Below are 21,558 nucleotides of genomic sequence, written 5' to 3'. Positions count from 1 at the left end.
CTCTTTTCAATATACTTTATCCCCGTTAAAGATTGAGTTTTTCACCATGACGTAATCGACGGTGCGCAATGCATCGAGATTGTCCCCACCCGAGTAAGAGATAGCCGACTGGAGGTCTTGCTCCATCTCGGTCAACGTGTCTTGGAGCGCCCCTTTATGCTCAACGAACACTTTCTTGCCTTCGACGTTTTTCCGTTCCCCTTTTTGGAATTCAGAAGCCGACCCGAAGTATTCTTTGAGCAACTTCCCGTCCTGTTCGAACGTCTCACCCGGAGACTCGTCGTGTCCAGCGAACAGCGAACCGATCATGACCATCGATGCCCCGAAGCGAATCGATTTGGCGATGTCGCCATGTGTCCGGATGCCCCCATCCGCGATAATCGGTTTTGTCGCCGCCTTGGCACACCAACGGAGCGCGGCGAGTTGCCACCCGCCGGTGCCGAAGCCCGTCTTGATTTTCGTGATACATACTTTCCCGGGCCCAATGCCGACCTTCGTCGCATCTGCCCCGGCATGTTCGAGTTCTCGGACCGCTTCTGGTGTCCCGACGTTACCGGCGATCACGAACGAGCTTGGAAGATGGTGTTTGATATGTTGAATCATCCGGATGACCGCATTCGAATGACCATGCGCAATATCAATCGTAATGAATTCCGGCGTATGTCCGGCTTCCGCAAGCATCTCGACGAAACGATATTCGTCCTCTTTCACACCGACGCTAATCGATGCATACAAGCCACGCCCATGCATGTCCTCGATGAACTGGAGTCGCGTCTCTGGGTTGAAGCGATGCATGATATAGAAATAGCCGTTCTCGGCAAGAGACCGAGCGACGTTCTCATCGATGATGGTCTGCATATTGGCTGGAACGACCGGCAGACGGAACGTGAAGCCGCCGAGCGTCACGCTCGCATCACATTCAGATCTGCTGTCGACGACACATTTTGCGGGAATTAATTGAATATCTTCATAATCAAATACTTTATCCATGTTGTCACACCCCTATTTACGAACAATTTGGTTCGTTGAATGATAAATACTTCGCCCATTCGGTAATGTAACGTAAATTAGAGCATATGTCAAAGGGATATGGCGATAAAAGGTAAAAATTCTTGATGATTGCTGATTAATCATCTCTAATGTTCGTGTTTAGTTACTTTTTTCTATGTTTCACGTGAAAAAAAGACCGTTTAGGAGCGGTCTTCAAACAAAGCGTATTGATTGCGGCCGTTAGCTTTCGCCTGATACAAGGCCAAGTCGGCTCGTTTGAGCAACAGTTTTGTCGACATGCCCGGTCGGTATGGGGCCACGCCGACGCTAGAAGTCGTGACGAACGAATGGTCTTCAATCTGCCACGGGCGCCGAAGAGCGGTCACGAGTTTTTCGGCCACGCGTTTTGGTGCGTCAGCTTCCGTGTAACGAATGAGCACCGAGAATTCGTCACCGCCAAAGCGGGCGACCACATCTTGATTTCGCAATACGTCGGTCAAACGAGTGGAGAATTGGCGTAACAACTCGTCGCCAATGTCATGGCCGAGCGTGTCGTTGACTTGTTTGAAACAATCGATATCGAGCGACAGGACGGCGAGTGACTCGTCTTCTTCCTCGAACCGGGCCAACGTCTCTTCCAAATAGGCGAGGAAATAGCGCCGATTCGGTAAGTCGGTCAACGTATCATGGTAAGCCAAATGCTTGAGCTGTTTTTCAAGCACTTTTCGCTTCATGATTTCACGCGTGACGGTCAAATAGTGAAGCAGTTGCCCCGTATCATCATAAATCGCTTGAATCTTCGTTTCGAGCCAAATCCAACGACCATCTTGATGCAGATGACGGAATTCGAGAGTGAGCGGCTCGCTCGTCGCTGTCATCGTCCGGAGTTGTTGTCTCGCCGGTTCGACGTCATTCGGATGGATGAAGTCGAGCGTATTCTTGCCCTCGTAGAACGACGGGGCATATCCGAGCACGGTTTGATGAGACGGCGAAGCGTAGCGGACTTGGCCGTCACGCTCGAGTATACAGACAAGGTCGCTCATATTCTCCGTAATCAGTCGATATTGCGTTTCGCTCTGGTGCAGGGCACGCTCTATCTCACGTTTCTCGGTCACGTCACGCAATAAGGTCATGACGGCGGTCGTTCCTTCGTAATCAATTAACAGGCTGCCGATGTCCATATGCAGTTTTCGACCGGCCGGCGTGACGAGCACGATTTCTGTATCTTGGACCGGATCGCCTTGGCGCAACGCCTGAAGGCGTGCCTTGGTCGTCTCATGATATTCCGTGGCGACGAACGTGAAAATCGATTCGCTCTCGATATACGTCTCGCCAATCGTTTCTAGCGCCAAGGCGTTGGCGTATAGAATCACGCCGTCTTTATGGACGATGATCCCTTCAGGAATCGTCTCAATCAATTGGCGATAACGGCGCTCGCTCTCCTGAGTCGCCCGTTCGGCATTCTTCTCCGGGGTGTGGTCGATAATGATGGCGAACAGTCCCGTGATATGTCCCCCGACTTCAATCGGAATATTCAAGATGGCCAAATCGAGCCAGTTGCCCGTCTTTTGCGGAGCGGTCATGCCGTATTTGTGCGGCGTGCCAGACAAGGCAGAGCGGAGACCCTCATCGACAAGGGGCCGTTCTGACTCGGGCAACCATGACAAAAAAGACTCCCCCAACAAATCGGCTTCCTCGTAACCGGTAATCTGTGTGACGGCAGGATTGACCGATTGGACGCGAAACGCATCGTCGAGGACGAAGATGCCGTGCGGTGAATAGCGTTGGAGCGATTCGTGCTGATCTTTCAAGATAGACAACTCGAGTTCACGACGTTTCCGTTCCGTCACTTCCCGGACGACCGAGATGACGTGCGTGCAGGCACCCGCCTCATCGAAGACCGGCGTCACCTCGGACTCGTAGTAATAAACGGGTAAGTGGATCTCGTGTGAGATAACTGCTGTCGTATAAGATGGTTCGGCCAGGCGATAGTCCTCGAAGACGAGACTCTTTCGTTCTCGTACCGCCTCGTCATAATGGCGTGTGACGAGAGCGGCCGTCTCAGGTGGAACCATGTCTTCGACACGTTTCCCGATATCGGCCTCTGTCCAGCCAATCGCCTGTCTTCCCGGTTCGTTTACAAATACGTAACGATAAGTTGAACCGTCCACTTCCATAAAGAAGACAAAATCAGAGATTTTGTCGAACGTACGGAGCAGGACGGAGGAATAGTGTTGGATGGTCTGGTCGGCGTGCATCATGTCCCTCATTTCAATCAAAAACTTTTCGGCGCGTCATTCTCATATTACCGTAAGTCGTAGCAAAATGTGTGAACATTCCAAAAAAGACAGGACGATGAGACGTCCTGTCAGGCAGCTTGCTTCATTTCGGCCCGCTCGCGGCGACCGTTCATCAAGTAATAGAGGAACACGGTGAAGAAGACGACACCGGCAAGTAACAGATAAAGCGTCGAAAAGCCGGTCAACGGAATGAGTAACCCGATCAAGTAAGGGCCGAATCCGAGACCTGCGTCGAGGGCGATAAAGAACGTCGACGTGGCCATACCCATCCGATGAGGGTCCGCCGCTTTGACGGCGATTGCCTGGGTACCGGACTGGATATTCCCGAAGCCAAGTCCAATCAATGCTCCGGCGAGTAACAGCATGACGGCATTGTTCGCCTGGCTCAAGACGAGCATTCCGACGGCGAAGAGGACGATGGCCGGATACATGACGATATTGGCGCCGCGTTCGTCCATCAGACGACCTGTGATCGGGCGCGAGATGAGGACGGCGATGGAGTAGACGAGGAAGAAGATACTCGCCGCTTCAACGAGGTCGAGCTCGCTCGCATAAAAATTAATATAGGACAGCACACTCGAATAGCTGAGGGCGGCGACGCCGATGATAAGCGCAATCGGTAACGCTTTCGGTTCGACGAATGCACCGAGCGAAAGACCCCGGACGACTTGCGGGTTGTCAGGTTCAGGCACCGTTACAAACAAGGCGCTCCCTAAGCTGATGAGACCGATGACGAAACAGGCAAGAAAGATGACCGAGAAGCTCGTGTATTGGCTCATCATCAAGCCGACGAACGGTCCGATGGCAGTAGCGAGCGTTGAACTCATGCTATAGTAGCCGATTCCTTCGCCTTTTCGAGAGCCGGGAATGACTTGGGCGACAATCGTTCCGGTCGCCGTGCTCGATAGTCCCATTCCGAGACCGTGGACAAAGCGCGTAAACAGTAAGAAGCCGATGCCAAAGTCGAGGAAATAGAGCAAAATCGTAGCCGTGAAGAACGTCAGGCCGATCAGGAGCGTCTTGCGACGTCCGATTGAGTCAATCAAGCGCCCGATAAAGAGTCTCCCGAAGAGGGTCCCGATAATGAAAATGCCGGTAACAAGGCCGGCCTCGCTCGTCGAAGCCCCATATGCTGAGACGGCGTGGACGCCAATCGTCACCATCAATAAGAAAAAGATGAGTGTTAAGAAGAAGTTGACGAGAGAGATGATGAGGAAATCTTTCGTCCATAGTTTTTGTGCGGTCAGTTGCATCTGCAGCCCGCCTCCTTATCCGTTTGATTCTAAATAGTTAATAAACATAACTAAAGGAGTATAACAAACGAGAGAAAGTTTGTCAGAGTCAACGCATTTCCAGCAAAAAACCGATGCGCGTGCGCGCATCGGTAATCGTTAAGCGGGCTGACGTCGGTACCAGAGGACGAGAGGGACGAGAATGAGGGAGACGACCCCACCGAGGAGCGACAAGGTCAAATAACTCGACTGGGCAGCGATGACACCGGAAAGCATCCCGCCGGAAGCACCGGATAGGGCAATCCAAACATCGACTGAACCTTGCGTCTTCGCGCGTGTCTCGGTCGTCGTCGCATCGACGAGGATGGCCGTCCCGCTGATGAGACCGAAATTCCAACCGATCCCGAGTAGGACGAGACCGACGATTAAGAAGAACAAAGAATCCGCTGGGGCAAAAGCGGCGACGACACCGGCGAGAAACAATGTCACGCCCGAAGCAATCGCCATCACTTCACGGCCAATCCGATCGACGAGAATCCCGGTCACGAGAGAAGGCAAATACATGGCTCCGATGTGAAAACCGATGACGAGACCGACCGCACCGAGTTCATGGCCATGGTGGCGCATATGGACAGGAGTCATCGTCATGATGGCGACCATCACGATTTGGCTGAGGACCATGACGAACGCACCGACATACACGCCGCGGTGACTATGCGCAGCTTCGACCGGTTGTGCCGCCGAAGTGGTCTCCTTCTGTTTCGCCTCGATTGCGCGGGCGACGAGGAGTGGGTCAGGATTCAAAAAGACGAGTAAGATGAGACCTGCGAAGAGATAGGCCACACCTGCAAGCAAGAATGGTCCAGAGAGCGTCGGCAACCCGAGTCCGGCGGCAACACGTCCCATCGGTTCGACCAAGTTCGGACCGGCGACGGCCCCGAGCGTCGTTGAGACCATCGCGATGCTGATGGCCGTCGCCCGCTCGGTCGCTTTCGCCAAATCTGTACCGGCATAACGGGCCTGAAGGTTTGTCGCCGTGCCGGCCCCGTAAATCAGGAGTGAGAGGAATAAGAGAGTTACGCTCTCGAACGTCGCGGCAACAATGACACCGAATGCGCCGACCGCACCGGTCAAAAATCCTGTCGCCAGTCCGAAACGGCGTCCGACTCGTTGTGACATCGATCCAATTAAAAACGCAGCGGCAGCAGAGCCGAGCGTGAACAGGGCCGTCGGGACGCCTGCATAGGCGTCGGTTCCGAGTAAGTCACGTGCCAATAAAGCACCAACCGTAATCCCGGCGGCGAGACCGGCACCGCCGAACACTTGCGAGAGCACGACGATGACTAAGGTTCGTTTATATAACTGTCTTTGGTGCTCGAGGCTTTCCGCATATGTAGCCATCTCTTTTCGCATCCAGTCATTCCTCCTTTACGCTATATACCCCACCAAGTATATCGCTAGAGAGGAGGAGAGGGGAAGCACGTAAAAAGGATTCGACCCGTCGATTTGGGTCGAATCCTTGAACTGTTCACATTAGGCGCGATCCCAGAACCGGCCTTTCGCGATACCGTCGATAAACGTATCGAAACCAACGAGACTATGTTGTTTGAACGTGTAGACGCCAGGCTGATCTGTCTTCACGCGGCAACGGTCGAGCACTTCATCGTGATGCAAATGCAACGCGAGCGGTTTGAAGTGTTTATACGTGTTCTCGATGAACTCGAGCACGTCGTCTTCGACCGAGGTCGCGGTGCTGACGAGGAAAGCCGCATCGAACAGACTCGAGTCGACCGTGTCGTACGTCTCTTTCACTTTAAGATCGCCGAGCGCATACGATTTTTTTCCGACGAGGCTGTAGTTGACCTTGTGATCAGCGAGCGCTTGGACCCACGCCTTCACTTGCGCGGCATCAACGTCTCCAGCAAGGAGGACGGCGACGCTCTTCGTGTCCGGCTTCGCAATCGTGTTGGCCATGCTGAGCGCCGGTGAGGCTTTGTCCGAGACGACTTCGTTATTCTCGGCCGGGAGGTCGACACCTAAGTTGTCGGCAACGACCGAGGCGAGATGACGGTCGATTCGATTCAACAAATCGACGGCGTTCTCTTTGACCATGTCCGACTCACATTTGCCGAGCTCGAAGCTGCAGGCGTCTTGGATGTGCTGCTTTTCGACGTCGGTCATGCTGTTATAAAACATCTTCGCTTGCGAATAGAAGTCGAGGAAGCTGTCGCTCCGGCCCCGAATCTTGTGGCCGTCGACTTTCTCTTGATAGTGCTCGAATCCGCCTTGGTCGGCTGGGACGGGCTCCGGTTGATTGTTGTTGAGCGCGTTTTTATGGTAGCTCGTCTGCCCTTTATGGATGGCCATCTGATGCATGCCGTCGCGCTGGTTGTTATGGAACGGACAGACCGGCTTATTGATCGGGATTTGATGGAAGTTCGGTCCCCCGAGACGTGACAGTTGCGTATCCGTATACGAGAACAGGCGCCCTTGAAGGAGCGGGTCGTTCGAGAAGTCGATTCCCGGCACGAGGTGGCCAGGGTGGAACGCGACTTGCTCGGTCTCGGCGAAGAAGTTGTCGACGTTGCGGTTGAGCATCATCTTCCCGACAAGTTTGACGGGAACCTCTTCTTCCGGCCAAAGTTTCGTCGGATCGAGAATGTCGAAGTCGAACTTGAACTCGTCTTCTTCGGAGATGATTTGAAGCCCGAGCTCCCATTCTGGATAATCGCCTTTATCGATTGCTTCATACAGGTCGACGCGGTGGAAGTCGGCGTTCTTACCGAGCGCTTTCTGCGCCTCGTCCCAAACTTGCGAATGGACCCCGAGTTTTGGTTTCCAATGGAACTTGACGAAATGCGCCTTACCTTCCTTGTTGACGAGACGGAACGTGTGCACACCGAACCCTTCCATCATGCGAAGGCTGCGCGGGATGCCCCGGTCGCTCATCGCCCACATGATCATATGGGCCGTCTCATGGTTTTGTCCGACGAAGTCCCAGAACGTGTCGTGGGCGCTGCCGCCTTGAGGTACTTCCGTGTGCGGCTCCGGTTTCACGGCATGGACGAGGTCGGGGAACTTGATGGCGTCTTGAATGAAAAAGATCGGCATGTTGTTCCCGACAAGGTCATAGTTGCCTTCATCGGTGTAGAACTTGGTCGCGAACCCCCGGACGTCGCGCACGGTGTCCCCAGACCCACGCGAACCTTGCACCGTCGAGAAACGGACGAACACCGGCGTCACTTTCGACGGGTCGTTCAAGAAGTCGGCTTTCGTATACTCGGCGAGCGACTCATACACTTGAAACTCCCCATGTGCCCCGACGCCTCGTGCGTGCACGATACGTTCAGGAATCCGTTCGTGGTCGAAGTGCGTCATCTTCTCGCGGAAATGGAAATCCTCGATCAGTGTCGGTCCACGACGTCCGGCTTTGAGCGAGAATTCGTCCTCGGCCATCTTCAGCCCTTGGTTCGTCGTGAGCCCGGCTTGCTGCTCGTTATCAATCGTATGTTGTTTTAACTGTTCTTCTTTCTTGTTCCCCATGTTATTGCCTCCCCTTTAAGTATGCGCACACGCCGTAAGCCACATTTTGGCCTACTGTACGAGTTTTCCCTAACCGACCGAGAAAAAACCCCCATTTTTAAAATGGAGGTTAGCGTAACATCGATAGCGTTTTCGTCGTGCCGTCCGACAGTTTGTAGCGCACGACGTAGTGGCGCGACGTCGTCTGGACTGTGGCGGACGTGATTTTGGTCGTCTTTTCGCCGATATGGATCAGCGTCAAATACTCGACTTCCTTGCCACGCTTTGTCGTCACGACTTGATTGCGACGTTGCCAGTCATAGTCACGATACGACACATAACTTGCGCCGACGGCGACTTTCGGCGTCGAGCCGACGTCAAGTTGCAACAGATGAATCGATCGGTTCTCGTTGTCTTTATACATGGCGTGACGGCTGCCGCTCGAGACACGATTCAAGCCAGTCCCAAGATGGAAGCGCTGGACGAACGAGGTCGTCGTCGGACTGGTGATGTCATCGTAGACGAGCACCGTCCCATCACGGTCGTAGGCGAGACGACGGGTGTGCGTCATCCCGTTGCCGAGCAGCCCGCTCGCTCCGGCGGCCGTCCATTGCGTCGACGCGGCCCCGACCGATGTGATTTGGCTTCGCCGCAAGTTGCTCGGCGTCAAATTGAAGTTTTTACCCACCACATGGACGGTGTTATGCGCCGCGGCCTGCATGACGGCGCTACGTTCGGGACGGTTCGTATAAGCGTAACGTCCGCTCTCGACGATAAAGTCGCGGCCGTAGCCGTACAGGTCGATCGACAAATCGTCGGCGTGCTTATGGATGTTGCTATGATAGCCAGCCGTCATCATCACTTGGACCGCGTCCCGGAACGGACCAGAGGCCCCGCCCCAATGTTGGCGGAAGAAGGCGTACTGGTTCGATAGCTTGCCGACCCGTGTCGACGGTTGGGTCCCCGACTGTCCTTGCGTCATCGCATAATTTAAATGCGGATAGCGCTCGATATACGGAATCGCGTCCGTCCGGTGCGTGATGGACGGGGTGTCGCCGAACATCGGCAGCGTCCCGTTCGGTTTCAACATATACGTCAGCGCGCTCGGCATATCTTTGACGTCACGCATCCGGCTCGATAGGGCGAAGCGGTTGGCGGCCGCCCAGTCGTTGAACCGGGCGAGCGTGTCATATAGATAGATTTGATAGAACGGCGAGTGTTCGAGATGGACCCCGTCCGTGCTCAAGCTGTGGTTCAACTGCTGGGTGAGCCGGTTCGTCGCGAGCGAGCGCCAGGCCGAGGAACGATAGAAGCTCCTATGCGTCTCCGCGACGGCGGTCAAGGCCATATCTTGGAACATGCCGTGATTGTTGTTCGGCTTATAAAAACTCGGCGTCGCCAGCAGTGTCGCGTGTTCATACAGTGTCTTGGCGAACAGCTGTGAGAAGGCCGGGTCGGTGTTGACCGCGGACGAACGGAATTCATTCCAGAAGTTGAGCAAATGGAACGTCCGGATGGCGGTGCCATGGTCGTGATACGGCCAGCGGTAGCGTGTATAATTCGCGGCCGGATATTGCTTGGTCCAACTCGTGACAATCCGCTTCCCGTAGCGGAGATAATCATCTCGTCCGGTGGCGGCATACGCTTGCGTCAACTGATTCAACGTCGTGAAATAATGGATTTGAAACTTGAACGACGTCGAATCGACCGCAGGGACGCTGACATCAAACCGGTATGTATCGATGTTCGGGACACGCAACTGATAGGGAGGGGACGGAATATACCAGTTCCCCTTCATGGCGGCATCGGCCCGGGCGATGGCCGTCTTGGCGGTCAACTCATCGTAATAGTAAGGCGTCTGTCCCCGGGTGAGCGAGCGCATATACTCGTGCGTCAGCCGGGAATAGGTCGAACCGGAAAACGTCGTCAGCGACAAGTTCGTCGCCACTAGTGTGACGGCTTGCTTTTTTACGTAGTAGATGGTTCTTCCGTCTTGAATCTTATAGTAGTGACCGGACGTACTGAGCGCCTTGAACCGCTTCGCCGCGCGCAACGTTCCTTTTGGCTTGAGCGTCTTTCCGACAAATTGATAAAGCGTCGTGCCAGTAGGCGCATTCACCTCATAAGGTGAACTTGATGCAGCGTCGACCTGTCGCGGCGTCAAAGTCGCCCCAATCATAACCAGAAGCAGGCATAAAAGTATCCATCGTTTCATAACGTCTTCCTTTCTCCGACCGTTCAACGGTTACATGTATACAATTAGTATACAATTATATATTTAGCCAAAGAAAGGAAAAATCGTACTATCTTTTTGGATGAATCAGGTTATAATGCGGCCCAGACACTTTGCTTCAAGACGATACGTTGTACCGTTTCGGGATTGAGATCATATTTTGTTGAGACGGTACGGATCACTTTCGCTTTCAAGTCAGGGTCGTCCGATTGCTCGGCCTCGTAGACGCGATTCCAGGCTTGCCAAACGCGTGCTTCTTCATCTGACAGTTGTGTGTCCCATTCCTTCTCTTTTAACTGCCAGCCGAACGACATCTCTTCATAGGCGCCGGGTTGGACCGTGTCCGCCAGGCTCCAATCGCCTTCAGGTGCAAATACGGCTTCGCCGAGTGGTGATTCGGTACCGATATAGGCTTCGTGATCATAAAAGCGGAGGAGGGCGGCTTGGAACGTATCGCGCGCCGTCACCTCGTCCATGACATCCTGACTGATGGACTGGAGCGTCTCGACGTCAGGTTGTCCGTGGACCACGATGTCATACGTATAGCGGACGGCCTCGTCTTCTGTCACAGCTTGTCTCGTTTCAATCGTGTAGCGCTGCTCGTCGTCTGTTGCCTCTGCTTGCGTGACGGTTTCCTCTGTCGTTTCTTCTGCCGGCTCATGCGGCCAGACGTAGACGGTCAAGGCGATGGCAGGGATGAAGAGAAGACCGCGCCTCAGGCGATACACCCATTTTGGTTTTTGTTTTGTTGTCATTTTACTCACTCCAATGCGTATGTATAAAAAATCCCCTGATGTCAGGGGATTAACGTGTCCGATTTAATCGTACGATTCGAGCATCTGGATTGTCGATGCCGCGGACCAACTCGCTCAAGATTTTAGAACCTAACATGCTGTAGACCGTGCCGTTGCCCCCATATCCAAGTAAATAATAAAGGTTCGGACGGTCCGGATGTTCCCCGATAAAGGGTAGTTGGTCGATTGACTCACCGAACAGGGCCACCCAGGCGTATTCAACTGTCAAATCATACATCGGGAACAGCGCCTCGACTTCTTGGCGCAATCGCTCGGCCCGTTTTTGAATGAGTGCCTCGCTATGCGGGGTTTCTGCTTTTTCTTCATCGAGTCCGCCGGCGATGATGCGGCCGTCGACGGTCGTCCGTAAATAGAGGTACGGCCGTTTCGTTTCCCAAATGAGCGCCTGACCTTCCCACTCGTCGAAGTCAGGAACGGGATTCGTCGCAATCGCATAAGAACGGTTGAGTTCAATCCGATGTGTGTCGAGGAGCGGGGCCGGGCGATAACCGGTCGCAAAGATGACGTGGCCCGCTTTGAACGTTCCCGCGGGGGTCAAGACGAGCCAGTCGTCTCCATCGGCGACGACTTCTGTGACGTCCGTCTCTTCGAAGATCGGGACGTTTTGGGTCGACAAGTAGCGGACGACCTGACGGCTGAGCGTGAGCGGATTGACCTCGGCATCGCCGTTCGTAATCAAGCCGGCCGGTTTATCGAACGGATAGCGGTCTTGTAACGCCTCCCGGTCGAGCCATTCGGCCGCGAGTCCGTGTTTCGTCAGCATCTCATACTCTTGTTTCAATTTGGAGACATCTGCTTCGCTGCTGGCGAAGCAAAGGCTGTCACGCCGGATATAGACGTCTTTGGCGTCGACCGTCCTAGCGACCTCGTCGAGCGCATCCACCGCCTCGGCACACAGTTGATAGAAGCGGACCGCGTCCTCTTCACCGATTTGCTCGGCCAGTTCGTGCAACATAATGTCGTTCGAGTATTGAATGAGTCCTGTGTTCGCGGCCGTACTCCCGGCTCCGACTTTCCCTTGGTCGATGACGGCGAAATCGACACCGTCTTTGTAAAGCGTATAGGCTGTCAGCGTTCCCGACATGCCCGCGCCGATGACGAGTACGTCGTAGCGCTCTTTCTTGATCGGTTTTTGTAAGACGATCTGTTCCGATTCTGTGGTCGGCCAATATAAGTTCCCGTTGTGCATCTCCATAACGTCATCCTCCGATAATCAGCATCTTCTACTTAATCCCCGAATTTCACGAATGAAAACGCAAAAGGCCGCAGACAATCTGTCTGCGGCTTGCGTATTCGATTCAATCGTTACTTTTTGATGACGACTGTGTTCGCGGATGCGCCTTTCGTGTAGCTGATCCGTTTCACATTCTCTGCGCCACGGATTTCAGCCAAGTTCGTTCCATCGACAATTACTTCTTTGACAGTTGCGCCGTCGAAGTCGATGATGGCACCGGCTTCTTTCGGTTTCACTTGAACGACGATGTTTTTGAGCGGGTCACCTGTCAATTCCGTGTAGGCGCCGCGTACGAAGATGCCGTTCTTGAAGTTCGTGCCTTTACCGATCGTCACGCCGATGAAGTCATCTTGGAGGACGAGGCGTGCAGCTTTGTTGTTCTCGACTGTGTAACGCGTCAATTCCACTTCTGGCTCCGGAGTGAGGTCGATTTGTGCGAGGACCGGATCGTGGTCACTGGCGCGGCCCGACATTTCCGTGAAGTCAGCGTTGACGTGAATCATATCGATTTCGGTCGTCGCCGCTAAACGGTTTGACACGAGGATATGGTCGAGCACTTGCGAGTTCCCTTGATAGACGTACGAGTAACGGTCGACAGCTGGGACTTTCTCGACCATGTTCGTCATCAAGTCGCCTTTGAAGATTTGCATCGCATCCGAGAATTCGAAGTCGTTGAAGTCACCGAGGGCGACGACGTTCGCGTCCGGGTTGTCCGTTTTCACGTCAGCGACGAAGTCATGGACGATTTGAGCGATTTGTTTTCGTTGGATTTCACTGCCGAGCACGACCGGCTGTTTCGAGCCGAAGAAACCAGTGTCGCCACCTTTCGAGTTCCAGTGGTTGGCGATGACGACGACGTTCTCGCCTTGGAAGTCGAACTGGGCCGCGAGCGGTTTACGTGAGCTGTTGAACGCTGGGTTGAGCGGGTCGATGCGGCCCGGGTTGTGCGTCAACTTGCCGTTTTCATAACCGACAGCTGTCGTTGCGTCACCGGCAGGGATGCCTTCTGTGAGCGAGACACGTTCCGGGTCATACAAGAAGCCGACACGGATGTTGGCATTTGGTGCGCCGCCGTCTTTATTGTACTCAGGGTCGATGTTGACGTACTTGTACGATTTGCCGCCAATCGAGACGATATTGTCGATCAAACGTTGGTAGCTTTGATCGGCCGCAGAATCGCCTGTACCTTCCCCGTTGTTATCTTGGACTTCGGTCACGCCGATGATGTCCGGGCTGTTCAACTCCTCGACGAACGCTTTCGCGAGTTTGAGGGCTTTCTCGTCCGACGTCTCTTTGACGTTGTTCGAGAAGTTCTCGAGGTTGTAAGAGGCAATCGTCAATTTGTCCTCTTCAGCTTCGATGAACGTCGTCTCGCGCTTGGCATCACCTTTGACGAAGGCAGCCTTCATCTCATCAAGACCAGCTTGAATCTTATAGTTGCCGTACGAGTATCCAACGACACCGACGATCGGGCCGTTGAAGCGGTCACCGGTCGCGACATCGAAATCACGAGCGTCGGCATTTGGTTCGAGACGGAATTGAATCCGTTCCGGGTTGGCATCATCTTTTTTCAACAGAATACCACCGTTGAACGTCTCGGTCGGTGTTGCTTCGAGCACGGTCACGAGGTCGCCGTTCTGTTGCGGTGATACCGATTTGAGGTTGCCCGTCTCGACGCGCATCCCTTCAAGGCTCTCCCAGAAGTCGATGGCGTCTTTGTCCGGGTTGAAGACGGCGAGGGCATCGCTGTCGATGAACTCGGTCGGCAAGTTCGACGCGTCGATTTTCACTGGCGTCGGGAGTGTGACACCGCTCTTGACGACGTTGACACTTCCGTTGCGTGTATCGATTTGCGTCATCTTCATATCCGTCTGTTGACGGTCGCTGTAGCCTTCGATGGCGTACTCGCTGACGAGACCTTTCACGTTGACGAGGTCACCGACTTGGATGCCCGCGATTGAACGGCCACCATACAAGATGATTCCTTCTGACGTTCGTGCATCTTGGTCGGCTTCCGTGTCAGGCGTTTGGATATAGTAATACGTGGTACCCATCGATACGAACGAGTACGTGACGACGCCCTCGACGCCTTCAACAGTCTGTCCGTTCATCGGTGACGTATGGCTTGCGCCTTGGATGTCATGAATGCGGATTTTGTCCGTGATTTTATAGTCGAACGTCGTCACGGCGCTGAACGCATCACCCGATTTGACGGCAACTTTGAGCGTTTTCGTCTCCTCGATGCGGACTGGTGACGTATAAAGGGTACCGTTCACTTTCGGGTCCGACCCGTCGAGTGTGTAATAGATGTCAGCGCCCGCTGTCGTCGTCGAAAGTGTCACGTCTTGTGGACCGACGAACGTGCCTGCACCTGGCTTCGCTGTTGCCGGACGGAGTACCGATGCGTCGATTACTGCGTCAGATACGTCGCGCGGAATGATTTGATACGTGTTATCGAACTGTTGCACGATACCCGTGATTGACGAGTAGTTGACGTCCGTCTGTAAATCGAGAATGCCGCGCTCATCACGCACGACGAACTCTTTCGTTCCATCCGTGGCCGTCAAGTTTTGCCCGCTGCCCGAGAGTTTAACGTTCTTCACGGTGACGAGTTCCGACTCGACGTCCTCATTGATTTGTTCGCCAGTTAGGACTTGCGCAGCTGGTACGCTCGCCGCTTGTTTCGAGACGACGACGGCGCTGTTCAATTGAAGGAGTTCGCGGTACGAACCGATGGCACCCGTGACGACGACTTCATCACCGACGTTGACGGCGAGTGACGTCGGACGGACCGAGAGGCCGCCTGTCGCATCTTGAATCGAAATCGTATTGGCCAGCTTCGCTGTGACGACACCTTTAATCGTGACGGTTTCGCCTTCGGCTTTCGACCGGGCGTCACTGATTGAAATCGGAGTGACCGGAGCCGGTGGTTCGACCGTACCGCCATCGCCGTAGACGACGCCTTGGAACGTGTGCGATCCGAGGTTCGTGAACGTATCGATTGGTTGTGAGTTCCATTCAACGGCCGGGTCGAACGCATCCGCTCCGTTCGCATCGCCAGTCGTCACCGTATCTTTACGGACTAACGACTGGTCCACCGTGGCGACCGTCGTTCCCCATTTCGTGCCCGGGTCGAATCCGATTTGACCGAAGACGTCGAGCACCGTGTCTCCTTTTTTCAAGACGAGCGTGTCGTCGCCGTTAAAGTTCGTCACACCGCTCGTCGCGTTCGATTTTGCTTTCAAGGCATCGTTCGCACTGCCGTTGACGATGACGTATGTGCCACCTGGTTGAAGCGTACCTGTCAAGTTGAGCGTCGTGCCTGGAGTGGCCGCTCCGTTCGCATACAATTCAAGTCTATAGGCCGAGAGGTCGATGGCCGCATTCGTTCCATTGAACAATTCGATGGCTTTGTTGTTACTAGACCCTTCAACGTATTCCGAGATGAATAGGTCTGAAGCGTTCAATGTCTCTGCGTGTACGTTTGCCGCGATCGGCGTCATGCTGCTGACGATGAGTCCGGCTGATAAGGCGAGGCCGGTCATTTGTTTGAATGAACGTGCTTGTGGTTTCCCCATGTGTTAGTCTCCCTTTGATTATGTAGATGGCCGATACGATGTCCCAGTTCGTGTGGTCACTTGCTTGAGCGGATGCCCCCTTAATCCAAAAAAATGATAGCGCTTACATTACTCGACTTGACGCCAGGAAGACATAATCGTACTTCCCCATCGTTTGACGTATTTCACTATCATTTACCAACTTTTCAACTACATGTTAAACATAACCAAGCAGACGTCAGAACTCAATCCACTTATTGCGAAGTTCATATTACAGTTTGATTACAGACATGAAGAGAACTGAGCAAGTAGGCAATCGGGTTGACGCGACGTGTTGCAACTCTTACAATTCATTAATACAACTAAGTGTATCGGTTAACTGTGGATTAAATAGGGAGGAAACGAATGACGACAATTACTTATCCGGTCATCCCGGGAGCGGGCGCGTTTTATTATGAAGGAAATGATATTGGCATCTTGTTATGCCATGGCTTTAACGGGACGCCTCAAAGTGTGCGTGACGTTGGAACCGCCTTGATGGAGAAAGGATTCACCGTCTTCGCACCGCGGCTCAAAGGACATGGGACGGATCCGGAAGAGTTTCGGCAATCGACACGCCGCTGCTGGTATGAGTCGATGGAAGCCGGTATCCGTCTCTTGCGTGAGCGATGTCGACACGTCATCGTTGTCGGGCAGTCAATGGGCGGGACGCTGGCGATGAAGGCCGCTTTGGCCGGGCAGGCCGATGCGATCGTCACCATCAATGCGGCCTTGTCCGTGCCAGGCTATGCCTGTCACGCCACGGACGATGTCTGTCGTTTCATTGATGAAGACGAACCGGATATCTGTGCGCCGGGTGTGTATGAAATTGTCTACGACAAAGTGCCGACGTCAGCCATTCGGGAATTACTCGCGCTCATCGAGGAAGTGCGACCGATGGCGGCCGAGGTGACCGTGCCGACGTGCGTCATCCATTCGGCCATCGATAACGTCGTGCCGCCCGAGGACTCGATGTGGTTGTACGAAACTGTTCAAGCCCCAAAACAACGAGAGGTGCTCGAACAGTCGTATCATGTGGCGACGATGGACCATGACCGGGAGCGGTTAGCGGACGTCATCGGTGCATTCTGTGAACAAGTTGCGACAGCCCCGAAAATGTAGTCTCCGGACTACATTTTTTTATATCTCATTATTTGCAAACGCTTGCACAAGTGCTATTGTAGTATTAGATTCAGCCTAAAACAGGTATTGCTGTTCAAGTACATAAAATATAAATGATGAGATGTAGGAGGCAAGCGGCGTATGGAGTCAATGGTCAGCAGAGAACAAGTGGCGAAAAAAACGGTCACCCGCACGTGGTGGAAAGAAGCGATCGCGTATCAGATTTACCCGCGTAGCTTTAAAGATTCGAACGGAGACGGGATTGGTGATCTCCGCGGTATTATCGAGAAGCTTGATTATTTAGAAGACCTTGGCATCGATGTGATTTGGCTATGTCCGATGTACAAATCTCCGAACGATGACAACGGCTATGATATCTCGGACTATCAAGACATCATGCAAGAGTTTGGGACGATGGAAGACTTTGACGCATTGCTCAAAGCCGTCCATGCACGCGGCATGAAGCTGCTCTTGGACCTCGTCGTCAACCATACGTCCGATGAGCACCCGTGGTTCGTCGAATCGAAACGCTCGAAAGACGACCCGAAACGCGACTGGTATATCTGGCGCGATGGGACGGATGGGGGACCCCCGAACAACTGGGCGAGCATCTTTGGTGGTTCAGCGTGGGAGTACGATGAGACGACCGAGCAATACTATTTGCACGTCTTCTCCAAAAAACAGCCGGACTTGAACTGGGAAAATGAAGACGTGCGTGTTGCCGTCTACGATATGATCAACTGGTGGCTCGACAAAGGCATCGACGGATTCCGGGTCGACGCAATCAGCCACATCAAGAAGATGCCAACCGAGACGATGTTGCCGTCCCCAGACGGAAAACCGCACGTCACGGCGTTCTCGATGTATTCGAACATCGATGGCATCCACGACTATCTCCAAGAGATGAAGCAGGAGACGTTCGCCAATTACGATATTATGACGGTCGGCGAGACGAACGGGATTGAACCGCAAGCCGCCGATTTATGGATGGGGCCGGAGAACGGGGCGATGAACATGGCGTTCCACTTCGACCATGTCGATATCATGCGGCAATCACGTCTGGCGCCGCTCGATGTCGTCAAGCTGAAGCGCATCTTTGACAAGTGGCAACAAGGCCTACTCGAGACGGGATGGAACGCTCTCTATATCGAGAATCATGACATGGTCCGTGCCGTCTCGCTCGTCGGGGATGAGAACCACTATTGGCGCGAGAGCGCGACTGCGCTTGGTATGACGTATTTCTTCATGCACGGGACACCGTTCATCTATCAAGGGCAGGAAATCGGTATGAAGAATGTGCCGCTTCCGTCCATCCATGACTATGACGATGTGGCGACGAAAAATGAATACTTCGAACGGATTGCCAACGGGATGAGCGAAATCGATTCGATGCAGCACGTATGGGGCACATCACGCGACAACGTCCGCACCCCGATTCAATGGGACGCGTCACCGAACGCTGGTTTCTCGACAGCGTCGCCATGGATGCCGATTCATGAAGAGTATGAGACGCTCAACGTCGACGCCCAATCGAAGGATGCCCATTCGATTCTTTCGTTCTATAAAGCGATGATTCGTCTTCGTCGGACGGAAGACACGTTCACGTACGGCAGTTACCGCGATTTGTTGCCGGAACATCTGCAAGTGTTCGCCTATGAGCGCACGTTCGAACAACAGACGTTTTATGTCATCGTCAACTTGACGGCAAACCCTGCCGAGACGACGCTGCCTGGTCTCGACAAAGCGACGCTCGTGTTAACGAATGAGATGGATCCTGAGACGATCGAGACGGACACGTTTATGCTACGGCCGTTCGAAGCAAGACTGTACCGCTTATAAAGAGAAGACACCTTCCCGGCGAAGGTGTCTTTTTAGGAGGTAAGGAACATGCATCACATCGAAATGGGAAACGATGAGACGATATTCGAGTTCGTCATCGCGGAAGCGTCACGCGACACGTTACGACTCGTCCATGCGCAAGTCATCGAGACGGTCCGGACGGAGGCGTATGTCCAATTTGCACGGGATTTGACCCATGCCTTTCACGCGTTGCAAGGAGTGGCTCGATTACAAAATGAGGCAGGGCGAGTGATTTTGACAATCTCGTTCGAACGAGGCCGCGTCGAGGTCGAGACGGCTTGGGGGAAGGAGACGAACCGATTCGAGACCGATCAAAGTTATTTGACGAGGACGGTCGGACAAATCGGCATCGTGGAATAGATTGTGACAAACGCGGGAAAAGAGCATATGATAGAGGTTGACTATACGGAAAGGGGTGTCGGGTATGGATGGCACGAAACGCGCGGACATTCGCCCAGGGCTCCACGTCCAGATTGTCCTAAAACAAGATCAGCGGAGTGGGAAGTTGACGTCAGGCGTCGTCAAAGACATTTTGACGAACTCGCCGCGTCACCCGCACGGCATTAAAGTACGCTTAAGCGATGGACAGGTCGGTCGGGTGAAAGTGATCGAAGCTGGAGGTGAATGACATGACTGAAAAGAAATTAAGTTTCCAAGAGGCGATGAAGCAAAAGCTCGCCGAGAAGAAACAGAACGAGACGAAAGTGCCGACAGGACTTCGTGGGACGAAGCAAAAACCGTTGACGAACCAGTTGACGAAGAAGCCGAACAACCAGAAGAAACGGACAGGCGTTTAAAAGCAGCCGCTCAATGAGCGACTGTTTTTTTATTTCCCAAATAGGAAGTGAGATTGATACTTTCTACACATTAAAACCTATTCACAAAGCGAATAGTTTGAAACAAGTTGAATGAGGACGTCAAAATACAGCAGGGAAATAAAGATTTATTATTTCTTTCAGATAACTTTGTAAGCGCTTTAAATAAAGCTATAACTCAACTTTTGTTATATAACATATGAAATAAGTGTGAACTGACCTATAAAAAAATTATTGATAATTGTCAGAATCTTTGTATAATTCAAAACAAGACATTATAAAACATCTTAACAACTTTAGATTCACACAACAGGGAGGAACTTATTTATGGAAGCCGTGCAAAGCATGTTACAAGGAAGCGTCGATTACATGAACAACATCTTATGGACGTATGTTCTCATCGTCGCGCTCGTCGGAGCCGGGATTTACTTTACAGTGAGGACACGCTTTATGCAGTTCCGTTACTTAAAAGAGATGTTCCGGGTCGTCGCTGAAAAACCGGAGGTCACAGACAGCAAGAGCATCAGTTCAATGAAATCGTTCTTCATCGGAGCAGCCACACGAATCGGGACGGGTAACTTGGCCGGTGTCACCGTCGCCGTGACGGTCGGTGGACCAGGAGCGGTCTTCTGGATGTGGATCGTCGCGCTTCTCGGTGGAGCGACAGCGATGATTGAGAGCACGCTCGCACAAGTCTATAAAGTAAAAGATGACGTCGCGTACCGCGGCGGTCCAGCATACTACATTGAAAAAGGACTCAACAACCGGGCCCTTGGTATCGTCTTCGCCGTCTTAATCGCGGTGACGTTCGGTCTCATCTTCAACTCAGTGCAATCGAACACGATCGCGGCCGCGTTTGATAACGCGTTCGGCATCGATGCCGTCGTCGGTGGAGCCATCCTCGTCGTCTTGACTGGATTGGTCATCTTCGGTGGTGTACACCGTGTCGCCAACTTCTCGGCAATCGTTGTACCGATTATGGCTGGATTGTACTTGGCCATCGCCGCTTATGTCGTCGTCGTCAACATCACAGAAATCCCAGGCGTGTTCGCGATGATCTTCCAGAGCGCATTCGGTCTTGAGCAAGCGTTCGGTGGATCGGTCGGAGCAGCCATCTCGATGGGTGTACGTCGCGGTCTCTTCTCGAACGAAGCAGGTATGGGTTCGGCACCAAACGCGGCAGCAGCCGCAGAAGTTTCACACCCAGCGAAACAAGGTTTCCTTCAAGCGCTCGGCGTCTTCTTGGACACGTTGATCGTCTGTACGGCAACAGCGGCCATCATCCTCCTCTCAGACAGCTATGCTGCCGGTAACGGAGAAGGAATCGTCATGCTTCAAAATGCATTGAGCGAACAAATCGGATCATGGGCGCCAGCGTTCGTCGCTGTCAGTGTCTTCTTGTTCGCCTTCAGTTCAATCGCAGGTAGCTACTACTACGGTGAAACAAACATCGAGTTCATCAAGAAGAGCAAAAACGCAGTTCTTGGTTTCCGCCTTGCGACAATGGCGTTCGTCTTCATCGGAGCGGTCGCAAGCCTCGGCTTCGTCTGGAGCTTGGCTGACTTGTTCATGGCAGGGATGACGTTAATCAACATTGCAGCCATCACGTTACTCGGTGGCGTCGCCTTCAAAGTCCTTCGCGACTACGAAGAGCAGCGTGCCCAAGGGCTCAACCCACGCTTCTCGGCCCGTAAACTTGGCATCGAGAACACGGAATGTTGGGACGTCGAAGAAGAAGAAGTCGCACAAGGTGCAGTCCAAGCGGCTGCTGCCGATACGACAAAAGGTTAATTCGTTCAATGTGCAACAACAGGGGCCCTGCGCATCGGGGTCCCTGTC

Annotated in this window: 15 protein-coding genes; 6 read left to right on the top strand and 9 right to left on the bottom strand. The window is 53.3% G+C overall.

The genetic code is table 11. The features are described from left to right. Positions 1-6 precede the first annotated feature (6 nt). The 9 genes from guaC to KNP85_RS05035 form a co-directional block, all read right to left on the bottom strand. Positions 7-990 carry a GMP reductase gene (gene guaC / locus KNP85_RS05075; protein ID WP_021067936.1) on the bottom strand — a complete coding sequence of 328 codons (984 nt, stop codon included), beginning with the start codon at positions 988-990 and terminating at the stop codon, positions 7-9. A 200-nt stretch (positions 991-1,190) separates the two neighbouring features. Then, positions 1,191-3,248: a PAS domain S-box protein gene (locus KNP85_RS05070; protein ID WP_214801750.1), complete on the bottom strand. Its 2,058-nt coding sequence runs from the start codon at positions 3,246-3,248 to the stop codon at positions 1,191-1,193. A gap of 110 nt (positions 3,249-3,358) precedes the next feature. Further along, complete coding sequence (locus tag KNP85_RS05065) at positions 3,359-4,543, bottom strand: MFS transporter (protein WP_214718687.1); 1,185 nt, start codon at positions 4,541-4,543, stop codon at positions 3,359-3,361. 138 nt (positions 4,544-4,681) lie between these two features. Next, a complete protein-coding gene (locus tag KNP85_RS05060; protein WP_214801747.1) occupies positions 4,682-5,935 on the bottom strand; it encodes an MFS transporter in 1,254 nt (417 codons plus the stop codon). Between the two features lie 120 nt (positions 5,936-6,055). Continuing rightward, positions 6,056-8,065 carry a catalase gene (locus KNP85_RS05055; protein ID WP_214801744.1) on the bottom strand — a complete coding sequence of 670 codons (2,010 nt, stop codon included), beginning with the start codon at positions 8,063-8,065 and terminating at the stop codon, positions 6,056-6,058. 109 nt (positions 8,066-8,174) lie between these two features. Then, complete coding sequence (locus KNP85_RS05050) at positions 8,175-10,259, bottom strand: heparinase II/III family protein (RefSeq protein WP_214801742.1); 2,085 nt, start codon at positions 10,257-10,259, stop codon at positions 8,175-8,177. 110 nt (positions 10,260-10,369) lie between these two features. Next, a complete protein-coding gene (locus KNP85_RS05045; RefSeq protein ID WP_214801739.1) occupies positions 10,370-11,032 on the bottom strand; it encodes a hypothetical protein in 663 nt (220 codons plus the stop codon). Positions 11,033-11,081: 49 nt separating this feature from the next. Continuing rightward, positions 11,082-12,287 (bottom strand): NAD(P)/FAD-dependent oxidoreductase, encoded by a 1,206-nt coding sequence (locus KNP85_RS05040; protein ID WP_214801736.1) that lies wholly within the window; start codon positions 12,285-12,287, stop codon positions 11,082-11,084. A gap of 110 nt (positions 12,288-12,397) precedes the next feature. Continuing rightward, complete coding sequence (locus KNP85_RS05035; RefSeq protein WP_214801734.1) at positions 12,398-15,904, bottom strand: chitobiase/beta-hexosaminidase C-terminal domain-containing protein; 3,507 nt, start codon at positions 15,902-15,904, stop codon at positions 12,398-12,400. Positions 15,905-16,288: 384 nt separating this feature from the next. Between KNP85_RS05035 and KNP85_RS05030 the strand changes: the two genes are divergently transcribed. From KNP85_RS05030 to KNP85_RS05005, 6 genes are all read left to right on the top strand, one after another. After that, complete coding sequence (locus tag KNP85_RS05030) at positions 16,289-17,044, top strand: alpha/beta hydrolase (protein ID WP_128123028.1); 756 nt, start codon at positions 16,289-16,291, stop codon at positions 17,042-17,044. Positions 17,045-17,185: 141 nt separating this feature from the next. Beyond that, positions 17,186-18,883, top strand: a complete 1,698-nt coding sequence (locus KNP85_RS05025) for a glycoside hydrolase family 13 protein (protein WP_214801732.1) — start codon at positions 17,186-17,188, stop codon at positions 18,881-18,883. A gap of 48 nt (positions 18,884-18,931) precedes the next feature. After that, positions 18,932-19,264: a hypothetical protein gene (locus tag KNP85_RS05020; RefSeq protein ID WP_214801730.1), complete on the top strand. Its 333-nt coding sequence runs from the start codon at positions 18,932-18,934 to the stop codon at positions 19,262-19,264. A gap of 64 nt (positions 19,265-19,328) precedes the next feature. Next, positions 19,329-19,532, top strand: coding sequence for a YwbE family protein (locus tag KNP85_RS05015; protein ID WP_021067949.1), 204 nt, complete (start codon positions 19,329-19,331; stop codon positions 19,530-19,532). A gap of 1 nt (position 19,533) precedes the next feature. After that, a complete protein-coding gene (locus KNP85_RS05010) occupies positions 19,534-19,701 on the top strand; it encodes a hypothetical protein (protein WP_021067950.1) in 168 nt (55 codons plus the stop codon). 345 nt (positions 19,702-20,046) lie between these two features. Continuing rightward, complete coding sequence (locus tag KNP85_RS05005; protein ID WP_029596374.1) at positions 20,047-21,510, top strand: alanine/glycine:cation symporter family protein; 1,464 nt, start codon at positions 20,047-20,049, stop codon at positions 21,508-21,510. Positions 21,511-21,558: the final 48 nt, after the last annotated feature.

The organism is Exiguobacterium sp. s194 (genome assembly GCF_018618275.1).
In the GTDB taxonomy this organism is placed as follows: domain Bacteria; phylum Bacillota; class Bacilli; order Exiguobacteriales; family Exiguobacteriaceae; genus Exiguobacterium; species Exiguobacterium chiriqhucha.
Note: the sequence above shows the minus strand (reverse complement) of the source record. Positions and strands in the feature narration are given on the sequence as shown.